Raw genomic sequence first — 14,654 nt, 5'->3', positions numbered from 1 at the left:
GAGGCTGACGTGGACATTCAGGTACTCAAGGGCAACCCCACCGAGGCAGAGCTCGCCGCGCTGTCGCAGGTGCTTGAGCAGCTGCAGCGCGAGCGCAAGCTGGCCGGGGTGCAGCCGGACGCGAACGGCTGGGGCGCATCGCACCCCGCCGCCGCGTTCAACCCGCACGCCTTCGCCTCTGCGGCGTACTTCTAATGCGGCTGGTGTTGGCGTCGCAGTCGCCGTCGCGGCGCATGCTGCTCGAGCAAGGCGGGGTTACCCCGGTGCTGCGTCCGGCGCACATCGACGAGGACGCAGTGATCGCATCGCTTCACGGCGTCGATGCGGCCACCACCGTTTCCACGCTCGCCCGCGCCAAAGCTGAGACGGCAATCGCCGAATTCCCCGACGACGTGGTGGTCGGCTGCGACTCCATGCTGCTGCTCGACGGCGAGCTTCTGGGCAAACCCCACACCGTGGAGGCGACCGTCGAGCGCTGGAAAGCGCAGCGCGGCAAGGTTGCGCAGCTGCTCACGGGCCACGCGGTCTGGTTCGGTGGCGAATGGGTGGTGGACACCGTTGCCACCACTATCCGCTTCGGCGACGTCTCCGACGCCGACATCCAGGCCTATGCCGAATCGGGCCAACCGCTCGAGTGCGCCGGCGCATTCACCCTGGAGGCGCTGGGCAGCTGGTTCATCGACTCCATCGACGGCGACCCCACCAGCGTGATCGGCCTGTCCATGCCGCTGCTGCGCCGCTGCCTGTACCGCTTCGGCCTGAACGCGTCCGACTTCTGGGCCTAGAAGCCGCGGGCGGTGAGAAACTCGTCCAAAACTTTGAGGTCTTCCGGCTGGCGGTCCACGCACATGCGCAGCCACCGGCCAATTGTGTTTTTGGGGTTGCGCACACTCGACGGCTCATCCAAATCCACGTTCTTGCCGAATAGCGCCTCGTAAATGGGTCGGCGTTGCTCGTCGCTTTCGGCGCCGGTCTTCACCGCGAGCTTGATCGGCACATCGCCGTGGCTTTCGCGGAAGTCCACGTCGGCGCCGCCGTCGACAAGCCGCTGCACAAGTGCCGCATCGCCCTCACCGAGATCATCGTGACTCAACAACAGCGTCAACGTGTTCTGCCCGTGATCCACCACAGTCGGGTCCGCACCCCGGTCCAGCATGTCGTTGCTGATCCTGGCCCGTGCGTCCGGATCACGATTGATCAGACCAGCGAGAAGCATCTCGGTGGCACCATGCTCATCCGGGTCATAGACCTCCAAAAACTCTTCGTGGGTGCCATTTCGGGCGACATACAGCGGGCTGCTTGACATAGTTGGCCTCCTCAATAGCCTTTCAAAAACTCGTCGAGAACGTAGTGCTGGTCGAGACGGCGGTCGGTGTTCATCCTCAACCACTCCCCGATGCTCATTTTCGGGTCTTCGGAGTTGTACGAAAGATCTAGATCTAACTTCCCCGACGTGAACAAGGCCTCGTACAGCGGACGCCGCTGCTTATCGTCATCCGCTTTGGTCTCGATGGCCAGTGAAAGGAGATGCGGACGAAATCCTGGGGATGTCGTCCGCATCTCCTTTTGTGTAGTAGTCGCAACGAATCAACAAAAACGAAGTTATCGACTAGAGAATAAATTGATACATTTATTTATTCATTTTACAATCACTAGCCGGATAGTCTTCAAGACCTTTTCTCTCCAGAAAGGAAATTGGCGTAATAGTAGTATCACCCTTACCATTGCCGCCTTCAATAAGGGCTACCAATTCCCCTGAAGAATTATAGACAGGAGCACCCGAATCCCCAGGTTTTGAAGCTATTTGAGCTTTAAGAGTGCGCGCCTGGAAATTCCTCCCCGCTAGGGAAAAACTCTCACAATATAGGTTCTTGTCGTCGATAGTCCCCTCAATTCTCCCTCCAAGAAACGTTTTCGTAAAAATAGTGGAAGGGATTTCGACTTCTTTATCACTGACTTTATCGACCCGGAGATCGTAATCGGTAGGGGGATAAAGAAGGATTTCTGAAACATCCGATCCTTGGCTACTCAACAAGTAATTTTCTCCAATACTTCCAATACGCCTACCTTTTGAATACACCTCATCCGCTTTTTCGCCGCAGTGACCTGCAGTCAAGGCCCGTCGTTGGGAAATGATAGTTACAGAACACGTCACCGCCCCTTGAGGAGGGCCCACCTGTATCTCGTCACCACTTTCTATGTATGAAAGAGGATCGGAATTCTGCTGCTGCGCAATAGATGCTGATGAAGCCGGGGCCGCTATCAATACACTAGCCAAAGAGAAAAGGGCTACACGGCTCATTATTGCAGTAATTTCTTTTTCCTTAATTAGTAAATAATAAAAATAAAGCAGAGGTAGGTATATCTAAATCTCTACCTCTGCTCAGGTTTTACTTCTTCCCATAGGGAACAAATAGGAGGAGAATGACCAAAATTGCTAGAGCAATCGTCACGGCATACGGCCACTTAGCGTAAACGGAAAACGCCATCAGAAGAACGCCCCCAGTGGCCAAGAGCTTTTTCCACAAAATTTCCTCTCCCAACCATTTTGAATCTTCCTAGTCGAAAGATTCTCGTTAGGTGTCATCTAAACAATACAGCAACATCCGTATCGCAACATCCCAATCACGCTACCGCCGATCCCTTAGCGCTTAGTTCAGGAATAATTTATTGAAAACCAACCCGCTTAGGAACTGCGGTAAGCGCAAAAGCACCAAACACAATCGAACTAATACCATAGTCGGCATATACGCCACCAGGTGCAACGCCAGCAATAACCCCTACAGTAGCTAGGATTTTGGAAATTACTGGTTCGGGAACCCAAATTCCACCGATTGCAACACCGGCACCCACACGGTTGATCGTCGTTTTGGACAGCAACACCCTTACAGTAGTGCCATGGAATTCAATTCCATTCCGGCCTTCTTGAAAGTATGGATCAATGTCATCATTATCGGAGCTCGAGATCTTCGGTCCCTTTTCCCAGAAGGTTACCGAATCTCCCGCTACCTTCATCTCGAGGTTGCTATCAGCCTTGGCCTCGTTGATCATTTTGTTCTGAGCCTTTACCTCGTTTTCAATTTCCTGCAGATCTTTTTGGGAAAAAACGCTTTCTGCCTCGCTATCAACCGAGAATTGATCTCCTCGTAGAGAAACATAGGAATCTGCTTTTTCGGCCAATCCTGAGGACACAGAAGACGGAGACTCATTATTCTGAGACGATACATCGGGGTCAGTCACAGTCTCGGCACTAGCATTAGCCGGAACAAAAACTGTTGCTGCGGTAGTCAGCACCGCCAAAAGCGTAGATTTCTTGGGACGATACATGCTATTAAACCTTTCGAGAGGAGATGGATGAAAATTCGGACACCCCTAAGATCGCATGCAGTAGACAAATTTAAAAGCGAAAAAAGAAAAACGTATACGAACGTATATTTTTTCCCAAAATCATTGTCAGAGCACTCCAAAACATATATTATCCCGACTCGATCTCGTAGGCACCAACCTTTTGAACCCGCAGTTATCCTGCAGTTTTAGGGAAGGTAGTACCGGTAATCCGCGTAGCTAGTACTGAATTTCCGGATAGGTTGCACCGTCTAGTCTTTTCGGCCATTACACGGGGGTTGCGTCCCTTAGTGTGGTGTAACTCTTGCTGATGGCGTTTACCGCAGCCTCGAAACCAGTGTGGACAAAAGTGTGGTCGAACAACCCCACCGAGCGGTTAAACCGGGAGATCCGCCGGCGCACCGATGTTGTGGGTATCTTCCCGAACCGCGAATCCATCATTCGGCTAGTCGACGGAGGGTGCCTGATGGTTTGTGTGTGGGTGCCTTTCTTTGCCGCATACATTGCACTTGCCATGGCAACTCCTCGGTGTGGGACGTAGATCACATAGGGTTGCGCCCCACAATATCCGCGAATGCCGAGCCCGGGGCACGGGCTGCCAGCAAACTAGTAGCCTGGCGGCCATGGAAATCAACGACATGCTCGCCCCGAAGCCCATCGAGCTGCCCGCCGACCCGGCCGCTGGCAAGGATCTGCTCGCAGACGACACCGCGCTCGGCCACCCCGACTCCCCCGCAGTCTGGGCTGCCCGCGCCGAGCGTGAACTCGACGGCGGCGACGCACTCATCGCCTACGCATACGCCCGCACCGGCTACCACCGCTCCCTGGACCGCCTGCGCGCAAACGGTTGGAAAGGCTGGGGGCCGGTCCCGGCCTCGCACGAACCGAATCAGGGCGTGCTGAAGGCCATTGCGATGTTGGCAGTAACCTCACAGAAGATCGGTGACCAGGCAGAATACGCCCGCTGCCGCCAGATGCTCTCCGACGCGGACCCGGAAAGCGTGGCAAAGCTTCTACCCTAACGAGGTATGACGCGAATCAACCAGGCCACCAAGCTCCTTCTCGCAGTTCCGGCGGCGCTCGCGATTGCGTCGTGCAGCGCCACGGAAGACACGACAGCGGACACAGCTGCCAATACCGGCGGGATGGCGCCAACCGTCACCGCATCCATAGGCGGTGACGGGGCAGAGACGGTGACCCAGGAACGCCCCCAGGAAAAGACCGTCACCGAGACTGTCGCGCAGCCACCAGCCGGCGAGGCCGCGCCTCCTGCCGCAGCAGCACCCGAGGGCGACAATTGCGCTAACCTGCCCTCCGACCCACGAAAGCAGTACGCCACCGGCACCGCCCCGGGCCGCATGCCGGCGGATGACGGGTCTGACTACAACTACTGGATCGAAGACATCGACAATCAGTACGACCCGTGCGCACCGCTGAGCTGGATCACCTTCAAGGGCTCGCTCGGCGATGAGAACGGGCCGCAGGGCCTCGCGGGATCGATCGCGGACGGGTTGGCGCTGTACGTCGACGGCGAACCGGCGAGCGAGGTGAAACTCTTCGGACAGATCGACCAAATCACGCCGCTAGAAAACGGCGGCGCCACAGTTGCGTGGTCGGAGCGCGGCCAATTCACCGCCGACGGTTTTGTCAACCACTACTCCGCCGACATCCGTCCGGCGAACGGCGGCATTGAAGCCGTCTCGGGAGACACCGAGAAATTCTACGAAAACTGGCACTACCCCGTCGGGTATTTGCTCGGGACGTACGACTAATAAGGCACAGGCTCCGAGCCGTTTACCCGCCAGATGGCCCGCAACGCGCGACCGCCCCGGTCCCGCGTGCTGCGGGCCGGGGCGGTGGGGCGCTTGAGACGTCGATAAGCAAAACGCGCTTAGGCGTGCTTCTCCTCGACGCGCTTGATGGCCTCGTCGGCCACCATCTCCTGGATGCCCATGTCCAGCTCGGAGGTGAAGCCGACGCAGGAGCAGTTGATCTCGCCGAGGACGTAGGTGTCCTCGCCGGTCTCGTCGTCGTCGGCGAGCATGAAGTCCGCGGTCCAGATCAGCGGGATGTTGTCGCCGCCGAGGTTCTCAGCGATGACCGGGCGGGCCTCGGCGAACATGTCGACGAGCTCCTGCCACTCCTCCGGCTTCTGGTAGGTGTACTTCGCGCCGGAGAACAGGGTTGCGGAGAACGCGTCGCCGCCCTCGGCCGGCTTCTTGTGCACGACGAAGACCGGGTGCGGGCCGACGAGCAGGATGCGGATTTCGCCCTCGACGATGCGCGGCATGAAGCGCATGTCCACGAGCATGCCGTTGTCGCCGACGATGTACTGGTCGCAGAAGTCCATGAACTCGCCCAGCTCGCGGTCCTCGGTGTGGTTGTCCACGGCCTCGGTGCACTTGAGCTTGGTGTCCAGCGGCAGGGCGGTGCCCGGCTCGACGGACTCGGCCAAAGACTCGTCGGCAAGACGCACGCGCCAGATGCCGGAACCGGTGGAACCGCGGTTCTGCTTGAGCACGCGCTCGCCGTAGGACAGGGACTTCGGGAAGGTGTTGTGGAACTCCTCCACGTCGTAGTACGCGGCGGTATCTTCCGGCACAAGGTCGGTCTTGTTCAGCTTGACCAGGGCGTCCTTGGCGCCGTAGGAGATCATCTCCTGCGGGGTGGACATGCCCACCAGGCCGGCCTCGGACAAGCGGGTAAGCAGGTCGAAGTAGCCCTGCTCGCCGCCCGGGATGTTGCCCGGGTTCACGCGGGAGATGTAGGCGTCGAAGTTCTCGGAAACGTAGGTGAACAGGTCGTCTGCCCACTCCGGGCGGAAGTAGACAACCTCGGAGTGCCAGCCCTTTTCCTTGATGGCGTTAACGATGGGCATGGTGTCCTTGCGGTGTCCGTCGAAGGACTTGTCGGAGCCGCCTTCGACCTCGAAGACAACAATCGCCTTGTGCACGGTTGGTCCCTTTCATGGTTCACGCCCCGCGCCACACACATACCGGTGCCGCCGGGGCTGGTCAGATACCCAGAACAAACGGGCCGTAACCTGTGTGTTCCTACCTCCGACTTTAACCGGCGGCAGTGAGTTCCACCGGACGAGCGATTTGATAGTGTGCAAGTTCACACCGCCGTATTTCTCGGCCAAACACATCAAGCTCCCTGCATTCGTTTCTGTATCGTTGACGGTGGTTTTGCACACCGTTGTTGCAGATGTTGCACACCGCACACGAGCGAGAAGAAAGGTTGCCGCCATGGGCATCGAGCTCGACGACACCCCGCAGTTCCAGCAGTACGCGCACCCCGAAAAGTTCGTTTCCGCGGCGTGGCTGTCCGCCCGCCTGGGCGTGCCGGGGTTGAAGGTCGTGGAAAGCGACGAGGACGCGTTCCTCTACGACATCGGCCACATCCCCGGCGCAGTCCGCATCGACTGGAAGCAGGATTTGAACGACCCGCTGGTGCGCGACTTCATCGACGGCGAGGCGTTTGCGGAACTGATGCGCTCGCGCGGCATCAACCGCGACGACACTGTGGTGGTCTACGGCGACTCCTCCAACTGGTGGGCCGCCTACACCGCGTGGGTGTTCGAGCTGTTCGGCCACCCGGACGTGCGGCTTCTCGACGGCGGACGCGACGCCTGGATGGGTGAAGAGCGCGACACGTCTTTCGTGGTGCCGGAGTACCCGCGCTCGGACTACCCGGTGGTTCAGCGCGAGGATGCGCCCTTCCGCGCGTTCGCGTCCGAGTTGCTGGAGCACACGCCGACACAGCTTATCGACGCCCGCCCCGCCCCCCTCTACCTGGGCGAAGACCCGGATCCTGAGTCCTGCTCCGCGCCGTCGCTGCGCCAGGGCCACATCCCGGGCGCGGTGAACGTGCCGTGGGGCCGCTCAGTGTTCCCCAACGCGCGCTTCCGCTCTCTGGAGGACATCCAGGCGATCTACGCCGACTTCGACAAGGACGCCGAGACGGTGGTGTACTGCCAGCTCGGCGAGAGCTCCTCGCACACGTGGTACGTGCTCAAGCACATCCTGGGCTTCACCAACGTCGCGCTCTACGACGGTTCCTGGGCCGAGTGGGGCAACATGGTGCGCATGCCGGTTGTCAAGGGCGACGCGCCCGAAAACGCTGCTGAATAAGCGCGTCGGCGCGGTGGCGCTGTAACATGGTTCGGCGTTTGTCCGACGTTTCTAACGGTTTGTTTTTCCGATTGTAAGGACGGGATTGCTTCGTGCCTACCACTGCAGCGACTAAAGACCTGCCGAACAGCGTGACCAAGGTGCTGGTGGCCAACCGCGGCGAGATCGCCGTGCGTGTCATCCGCGCGTGTGTGGACGAGGGCATCGCGTCTGTCGCCGTGTACGCCGAGCCGGACGCGGACGCGCCGTTTGTGCAGCTTGCCGACGAAGCCTTCGCGCTCGGCGGTTCGAGCGCGACTGAGAGCTACCTGGACATGGACAAAGTCCTCGCTGCGGCGGAGAAGTCCGGTGCGGACGCGATCCACCCGGGCTACGGCTTCCTGTCCGAAAACGCGGAGTTCGCGCAGCAGGTTATCGACGCTGGCCTGACCTGGATCGGCCCCTCCCCCGAAGCGATCGCCGCGCTGGGCGACAAGGTCACCGCCCGCCACATCGCCGAGGCCGCGCAGGCCCCGATGGCGCCGGGCACGAAGGACCCGGTCGCCGGCGCGGACGAGGTTGTCTCCTTCGCCGAAGAGCACGGCTTGCCGGTGGCGATTAAGGCCGCGTTCGGCGGCGGCGGTCGCGGCATGAAAGTCGCCTACACGCTCGAAGAGATCCCGGAGCTGTACGAGTCCGCCACCCGCGAGGCCACCGCGGCGTTCGGCCGTGGCGAGTGCTTCGTGGAGCGCTACCTGGATAAGGCCCGCCACGTGGAGGCCCAGGTGCTGGCGGATCAGCACGGCAACGTCGTGGTCGTGGGCACCCGCGATTGCTCCCTGCAGCGCCGTTTTCAAAAACTTGTGGAGGAGGCCCCGGCACCGTTCCTCACCAACGAGCAGCGCGAGCGCATCCACGCCAGCGCCAAAGCCATTTGCCGCGAGGCCGGGTACTTCGGCGCCGGCACTGTGGAGTACCTGGTCGGCTCCGACGGCCTGATCTCCTTTTTGGAGGTCAACACCCGCCTGCAGGTGGAGCACCCCGTCACCGAGGCCACCACCGGCATCGACCTGGTGCGTGAGCAGTTCCGCATCGCCCGCGGGGAGCCTTTACTTTTCGACGGCGATCCCGCCGCCCACGGCCACGCCATCGAGTTCCGCATCAACGGCGAGGACGCGGCCGCGAACTTCATGCCGGCGCCGGGCACGGTCACCGCCTACGCTGAACCGGCGGGCCCTGGCGTGCGCGTGGATTCCGGCGTGCGCGCTGGCTCCGTGGTGGGCGGCCAGTTCGACTCGATGCTGGCCAAGCTGATCGTCACAGGCCGCACCCGCCGGGAGGCGATCGAACGCGCCCGCCGCGCTCTCGGCGAGTACGTCGTGGCCGGGTTCCCCACCGTGATCCCGTTCCACCAGGCCATGCTGAACAACCCGGCGTTTGTCGGCGACGAGGACGGCTTCAGCGTCTACACCCGCTGGATCGAGGAGGAGTGGGACGGCGAGCTGCCGTCTACCCCGGCAACCGACGGGGACGCGGACACCGGGGCCCCCGCCCGCCGCACCTTCGCCGTGGAGATCGACGGCCGCCGCATCGAAGTCGCCCTGCCCGAGGAACTCGTCGCGGCGGGCCCGGCCAAGCGCAAGCCGAAGAAGCGCCGCGCGAACAAGGCAGCCGTCTCCGGCGACGCCGTCGCCTCCCCCATGCAGGCCAGCGTGATCAAGGTCAACGTGGAGGAAGGCCAGGAGGTCGCCGAGGGCGACGTGCTACTGGTGCTGGAAGCGATGAAGATGGAAAACCCGGTGAAGGCCCACAAGGCCGGCGCCGTGACCGGCTTGGCCGCCGAGGTTGGCGGCCAGGTGAACAAAGGCGCCGTGCTGATGGAGCTGAAGTAACCCTTCCGCTAGGAGCCCCAAGCCTGCATGATCCGCAGCGCGGGCTCGCGGTACTGCGGCGGCAGTGCGCCGACAATTTGCGGCACCGTGAACAGCACCCCGGCGAGGGCGACGAGCACGATCGCGGTGATTCCCACCGCGCTCATATCCGAGCTGCCGCCGTTATTGACCTGCTCTGACTTGCCTCCGGGCACCGCCGTTTCGTGCACCACCGGGGTGGTGATCCGCTTCGCCTGCGCCAGCAGCTCCAGTTCCTCTTCAGGGCTCACCTGCGGGCCGTTGACGGGTACGGAGCTGCGGTTGAGCCGGGCCTGCTCCCCTTTGCTGCCCACCGCCATGCTCACGCCGGTGTAGATGGACAGAAAACCTTTGCCTTCCACCCACACCGGGCCGCCGGAATCGCCGGGCTTGCCAGACGGGCCGTCCCAGTAAAGGTTGTTGCCGATGGCGCCTGCGAAGCTGCCGCATGTGGTCTTTTTACTGGTGCCGCCGTACACGCACACCGGGTCGCCCGAGCGCATCAGCGACGGTGCCACCACCTCGTCGCCGGTGATCCCGTTTTCGCCCAGCTTCACGCCGTCGGCCCAGCGGATCACGCCCCAGTCGTTGGCGGTGCCCTCGTCCGCGTTCATCGCCGACGACGGGTGGAACGTGCCGGAGGCGCGGAACCCCTCCCCCGCCACAATGGCGCGGTCGCCTTTTTCACCGCAGTGCCCGGCGGTGTAGCTGACGTTTTGGCCCCGGTCGTTGAACGCGATGGTGCAGCGGCCTTTGCCCACAACGTCAACCAAGTCGCCCTGGGCCACTATGGGGGTGGCGTCCGATGCAGCCCCGGTGGTTGGCGCGGCGTCGTTGACCACGGGCGCTGCCACGGCGTATGCCGGGGTTGCGGCGAGGGCCAGGGCGGTGGACGTCGATAGGCAAATGCGTCGAAGCATGGCAAAAGATTAACGTGGTGCGCATGGATTACACACCTGAGTTCCAACTGCGCGAGGCCACGGAGTCCGACCGCACCTATCTGCGGCGGCTAAATTACCTCGCCGACGTCTTTGGCGACGAGGAAGGCGACGTTGGCTACAGCGAGCGCGAAGGCGCCGAGGCGTATGTGGGCCAGTGGGACCCGGAGCGCGAAAGCGGCATCGTCGCATTCGACCAATTCGACGTGCCTGCAGGTGGCGTGTGGTTGCGGTACTGGCAATCGCCTGACGACGGCCACGCGAACCTCGCCCCCAACATCCCCGAAATCGCCATCGCGGTGGAAAACCGCTACGCCGGAAATCGGCTCGCGGTACGGCTTTTGCAGGCCGCAGTGGAACTGGCCAAGCGCCAGGGCGCACCCAAGGTGGCGCTGTGGGTGGACCCGGACAACGACCGGGCGCGCCACCGCTACGAGAAGTTCGGCTTCGCAAACGTCGACGGCGAAGACGACGTCATGGTCGTCGACGTGGACGACTTCACGGTGTAACGCGTCGGCACCACCGTGCTCGACGCCTGATCGGCTAGTTCCCCCGCGGTTTGTCGGCGCGGAACTAGCAGATCACGCTGGTATTGCCACTCGTTTCCAACACCACCTGCGAGAATACAAAGTTGGACACTTGATCTGCTAGTTACATTTTTAGGCGAACTAGCAGATCCGCAAAACCCCGGACCGCAAAGCAAACACCGCGCGGCCGCTCAACGGTCCGCGCGGTGCTGACAACGCACGCCCGCCTAGGCGATAACCACCACCAGGTCGCCACCTTCCACCTTGGTCGGCTGGGTGAACGCGACGCGCTCGATCGTGCCGTCCTTGGTGGCCGAGATCGCAGCCTCCATCTTCATCGCCTCGATGGAGGCCACCGGATCGCCGGCCTTGACCTCGTCGCCCTCCTTGACGGTGACGGTGACGGCACCGGCGAACGGGGCTGCCACGTGGCCCGGGTTCGAGGAATCTGCCTTCTCCACCTCGGCCACGGTGGACTCGGCGGACTCGTCGCGCACAGTGATCGGGCGGACCTGGCCGTTGACGGTGAGGATGACCTGGCGCATGCCCTTTTCGTCCGGCTCGCCCACGGCGTCGAGGCTGACCACCAGCGGCGGGCGGTTCTCGTCGATCTCGCCGTACCAGATCATGGTCTCCTCGCCCTCTTCGAGGCCGTAGAAGAACGTCTTGTCGCCGAGCTGGTCAGTGATGCCGTAGGTGCGCAGGTGCTCCTGGTACTCCGCGTACTGCTTCGGGAAGAGCAGCTTGTCCAGGGCGGCGCGGCGGGTGTCGTGGTCCTCGGAGGCAAGGTCCACGGCCAGTTCCTCCGGCACCTTGACGGTGTGGTCGACCTCGGAGCGGTTCTCAAGCGCCTGGTCGCGCAGCAGCGGCCAGCCGCCCGGAGGCGTGCCCAGCTCGCCCTGCAGGAAGCCGATGACGGATTCCGGGATGTCGTACTTGCGCGGGTTCTCGGCAAACTCCTGCGGGCTGACACCCTGGCCCACCAGCTGCAGCGCCAGGTCGCCGACGACCTTGGAGGACGGGGTCACCTTGGTCGGGCGGCCGAGGATCTCGTTGACGCCGGCGTAGTAGTCCTCGATGAGCTCGAAGCGGTCCTCCAGACCCAGCGCCTTAGCCTGCGTGCGCAGGTTGGACAGCTGACCGCCCGGGATCTCGTGCTTGTACACGCGGCCGGTCGGGCCCGGGATGCCGGACTCGAACGGGGCGTAGACCTGGCGCACGGCCTCCCAATAAGGCTCCATGTCAAAGACGGCCTGCAGGTCAATGCCGGTGTCGCGCTCAGTCTGCGCGAATGCGGCGACGAGCGCGGACATGGACGGCTGGGAGGTGGTGCCCGCCAGCGGCGCAGATGCCACGTCGACCACGTCGGCGCCGGCGTTTGCGGCCGCCAGGTAGGTGGCCAGCTGGCCGCCGGCGGTGTCGTGGGTGTGCACGTGCACCGGCAGGTCGAAGCGCTCGCGCAGCGCGGTGACCAGCTTGGCGGCGGCTGCCGGGCGCATCAGGCCCGCCATGTCCTTGATGGCCAGGACGTGGGCGCCCGCCTCGACGATCTTCTCGGCGAGGTTGAGGTAGTAGTCCAGCGTGTACAGGTCTTCCGCCGGGTCCATCAGGTTGCCGGAGTAGGCCATGGCCACCTCAGCGACGGTGGTGTTGGTCTCCAGCACCGCCTCGATGGCCGGGCGCATCTGGGAGACATCGTTGAGCGCGTCGAAGATGCGGAAGATGTCGATGCCGGAAGTGGCTGCCTCACGCACGAATGCCTTGGTCACAGAGTCCGGGTACGGGGTGTAGCCCACGGTGTTGCGGCCGCGCAGCAGCATCTGGATGTTCACGTTCGGCATTGCCTCGCGCAGCTCGTCCAGGCGCATCCAGGGCGACTCGTGCAAAAAGCGCATGCCCACGTCGTAGGTGGCGCCGCCCCATGCCTCCACGGAGGTCAGCTGCGGGGTGAGGTGGCCGACGTGCTTCGCCGCAGCGACCAGGGTGTTGGTGCGGATGCGGGTGGCCAGAAGCGACTGGTGTGCGTCGCGGAAGGTGGTCTCGGTGACACCCAGCTCGGCCTGGTTGCGCAGCTTCTCCGCCCACTTTTTCGGGCCGAGTTCGAGCAGCTCGTCGCGGGAGCCGCGCGGCAGGTCGCCGTAGTTCGCCTCCGGCAGCTTCTTCGACGGGCGGATGTTGGTCGGGCGCGGGCCGTTGGGCTGGTTCACCGTCACTGACGCCAGGTAGTTGAGGATCTTGCCGGCATCGTCGGCGGCGGCCGGAGCCTCGAGCAGTTTCGGGTGGTCCGCGATGAAGCCGGTGTTGATGCGCTCGTTGCGGAACTCCGGCTCGGACAGCAGGGCGCGCAGGAAGCCGATGTTGGTGGACAGGCCGTTGATGGTGAACTCGTTCAGGGCGCGCAGCGCGCGGTCCACCGCCACCTGGAAGTTGCGGCCGCGGCAGGTCATCTTCACCAGCAGCGAGTCAAAGTTCGGGGTGATGGTGGTGCCGACGGCCACGTTGCCGTCGAGACGCACACCCGCACCGCCCGGGGAGGCGTAGCCGGTGACCACGCCGGAATCCGGGCGGAAGCCGTTGGCCGGGTCCTCGGTGGTGATGCGGCACTGCAGGGCGGCGCCGTTGACCTCGATGAGGTCCTGGGTGAGGTGGATCTGCTCCAGCTTCGCGCCAGCGGCGATGTACATCTGGTTTTTCACAATGTCGATGCCGGTGACCTCTTCGGTCACGGTGTGCTCGACCTGCACACGCGGGTTCATTTCAATGAACACGTGGTTGCCCGCCTCGTCCACGAGGAACTCGACGGTGCCGGCGCCTTCGTAGTTGATCTCCTTGCAGAAGTTCACCGCGTCCTGGCAGATGCGCTGGCGCTGCTCTTCGGTGATGTGCTGCGCCGGAGCGATCTCCACGACCTTCTGGTGGCGGCGCTGCACGGAGCAGTCGCGCTCAAACAGGTGCACGACGTTGCCGTGCGAGTCGGCCATGACCTGCACCTCGATGTGCTGCGGGCGGATCACTGCGCGCTCGATGTAGACGTTCGGGTCGCCGAACGCGGCCTCCGCTTCGCGGGAGGCTTCAGCAGCAAGCTTCTCGACGTCCTCCGGTCGCTCAATAAAGCGCATACCGCGACCGCCACCGCCCGCAACCGCCTTGACGAAGACGGGGAACTCGAAGTCCTTGGCGTACTCAGCCAGCTGCTTCGGGTCGTCGGACGGCTCGGAGTCCTTCAGCACCGGCAGGCCGGCGCGCTCCGCGGCCTGGACGGCGGCGGACTTATCGCCGGTCAGGTCCAGGGTTTCGGGGCTGGGGCCGATGAACTTAATGCCGTTGTCGCGGCAGGCGCGTGCCAGGTCGGCGCGCTCGGAAAGGAACCCGTAGCCCGGGTAAATCGCGTCCGCGCCGGTTTGCTTCGCGGCGCGGATGATTTCATCGATGTCCAGGTATGCCTTCACCGGCTGGCCCGGCTCGCCAATCTGGACGGCCTCGTCCGCGAACGGGCGGTGGAAGGAGTTGCGGTCCTCGCGGGGGTAGACGGCGACGGTCTTCGCGCCGGTCTCAAACGCTGCACGGAAGGCACGCACGGCAATTTCGCCACGGTTGGCCACCAGGATCTTGTTGAAGGTGGGCAGGTCGTGAAGCGGGAGATTATCCGGGTTCATCGGTTGCCTTTCACAAAGGAAGTTTTTGCGGTCATAGGGCTAGGACAAGTTTAATACAGATCACATCAATTTCGGGGCACTTTGGGGGACAATGTGGGGGTGGAAAAACGCGGGCCGTCGACAAGCGACAGCCCGCGTTTCGGGGGTAGTGCGACTTAACGCTCGA

14 protein-coding genes and 1 pseudogene are annotated in these 14,654 nt (G+C 62.7%); 8 read left to right on the top strand and 7 right to left on the bottom strand.

Going from position 1 to position 14,654, the window contains the following annotated elements:
* Window positions 1–9: 9 nt before the first annotated feature.
* On the top strand, window positions 10–195 hold the full coding sequence (locus CAFEA_RS02495) for an acyl-CoA carboxylase subunit epsilon (protein WP_063938569.1): 186 nt from the start codon (window positions 10–12) through the stop codon (window positions 193–195).
* The gene (locus CAFEA_RS02490; RefSeq protein WP_034997438.1) at window positions 195–785 is read left to right on the top strand and encodes a Maf family protein; all 591 of its coding nucleotides are present in this window, start codon (window positions 195–197) and stop codon (window positions 783–785) included. The genes CAFEA_RS02495 and CAFEA_RS02490 overlap by 1 nt, the downstream gene beginning before the upstream one ends.
* Here CAFEA_RS02490 and CAFEA_RS02485 read toward each other — a convergent pair.
* The 4 genes from CAFEA_RS02485 to CAFEA_RS02470 form a co-directional block, all read right to left on the bottom strand.
* A complete protein-coding gene (locus tag CAFEA_RS02485) occupies window positions 782–1,306 on the bottom strand; it encodes an ankyrin repeat domain-containing protein (RefSeq protein WP_034997436.1) in 525 nt (174 codons plus the stop codon). The genes CAFEA_RS02490 and CAFEA_RS02485 overlap by 4 nt on opposite strands.
* An 11-nt stretch (window positions 1,307–1,317) precedes the next feature.
* Window positions 1,318–1,560, bottom strand: a complete 243-nt coding sequence (locus tag CAFEA_RS02480) for a hypothetical protein (protein ID WP_034997434.1) — start codon at window positions 1,558–1,560, stop codon at window positions 1,318–1,320.
* A gap of 70 nt (window positions 1,561–1,630) precedes the next feature.
* Window positions 1,631–2,302: a chymotrypsin family serine protease gene (locus CAFEA_RS02475; RefSeq protein ID WP_126857686.1), complete on the bottom strand. Its 672-nt coding sequence runs from the start codon at window positions 2,300–2,302 to the stop codon at window positions 1,631–1,633.
* Between the two features lie 365 nt (window positions 2,303–2,667).
* Entirely contained in the window at window positions 2,668–3,327 is a 660-nt protein-coding gene (locus CAFEA_RS02470; protein ID WP_143313180.1) for a hypothetical protein, read from the bottom strand.
* A 325-nt stretch (window positions 3,328–3,652) separates the two neighbouring features.
* Between CAFEA_RS02470 and CAFEA_RS02465 the strand changes: the two are divergent.
* The 3 genes and pseudogenes from CAFEA_RS02465 to CAFEA_RS02455 all read left to right on the top strand — a co-directional run.
* Window positions 3,653–3,796, top strand: a pseudogene (locus CAFEA_RS02465) (transposase); the annotation flags it as partial.
* Between the two features lie 172 nt (window positions 3,797–3,968).
* Window positions 3,969–4,367: a DUF3151 domain-containing protein gene (locus CAFEA_RS02460; RefSeq protein WP_034997431.1), complete on the top strand. Its 399-nt coding sequence runs from the start codon at window positions 3,969–3,971 to the stop codon at window positions 4,365–4,367.
* 6 nt (window positions 4,368–4,373) lie between these two features.
* A complete protein-coding gene (locus CAFEA_RS02455) occupies window positions 4,374–5,117 on the top strand; it encodes a hypothetical protein (protein ID WP_063938568.1) in 744 nt (247 codons plus the stop codon).
* A 119-nt stretch (window positions 5,118–5,236) separates the two neighbouring features.
* Here CAFEA_RS02455 and CAFEA_RS02450 read toward each other — a convergent pair whose 3' ends face one another.
* Complete coding sequence (locus tag CAFEA_RS02450; protein WP_034997428.1) at window positions 5,237–6,298, bottom strand: Cj0069 family protein; 1,062 nt, start codon at window positions 6,296–6,298, stop codon at window positions 5,237–5,239.
* A 295-nt stretch (window positions 6,299–6,593) separates the two neighbouring features.
* Between CAFEA_RS02450 and CAFEA_RS02445 the strand changes: the two genes are divergently transcribed.
* On the top strand, window positions 6,594–7,478 hold the full coding sequence (locus tag CAFEA_RS02445; RefSeq protein ID WP_063938567.1) for a sulfurtransferase: 885 nt from the start codon (window positions 6,594–6,596) through the stop codon (window positions 7,476–7,478).
* A gap of 92 nt (window positions 7,479–7,570) precedes the next feature.
* Window positions 7,571–9,349 (top strand): acetyl-CoA carboxylase biotin carboxylase subunit, encoded by a 1,779-nt coding sequence (locus tag CAFEA_RS02440; protein ID WP_253705009.1) that lies wholly within the window; start codon window positions 7,571–7,573, stop codon window positions 9,347–9,349.
* An 8-nt stretch (window positions 9,350–9,357) separates the two neighbouring features.
* Here the strand turns inward: CAFEA_RS02440 and CAFEA_RS02435 are convergent, their stop codons facing one another.
* On the bottom strand, window positions 9,358–10,287 hold the full coding sequence (locus CAFEA_RS02435) for a chymotrypsin family serine protease (RefSeq protein WP_063938566.1): 930 nt from the start codon (window positions 10,285–10,287) through the stop codon (window positions 9,358–9,360).
* Between the two features lie 23 nt (window positions 10,288–10,310).
* On the opposite strand from CAFEA_RS02435, the gene CAFEA_RS02430 reads away from it, so the two are divergent.
* Window positions 10,311–10,814: a GNAT family N-acetyltransferase gene (locus CAFEA_RS02430; RefSeq protein ID WP_063938565.1), complete on the top strand. Its 504-nt coding sequence runs from the start codon at window positions 10,311–10,313 to the stop codon at window positions 10,812–10,814.
* Between the two features lie 245 nt (window positions 10,815–11,059).
* On the opposite strand, the gene CAFEA_RS02425 is transcribed toward CAFEA_RS02430, so the two are convergent.
* Entirely contained in the window at window positions 11,060–14,488 is a 3,429-nt protein-coding gene (locus tag CAFEA_RS02425) for a pyruvate carboxylase (protein WP_063938564.1), read from the bottom strand.
* Between the last annotated feature and the right edge of the window lie 166 nt (window positions 14,489–14,654).

Origin of the sequence: Corynebacterium afermentans subsp. afermentans (assembly GCF_030408355.1) — a bacterium.
GTDB lineage: Bacteria > Actinomycetota > Actinomycetes > Mycobacteriales > Mycobacteriaceae > Corynebacterium > Corynebacterium afermentans.
The sequence above is the reverse complement of the archived record's forward strand: the minus strand, read 5'-3'. Positions and strand labels throughout refer to the sequence as shown.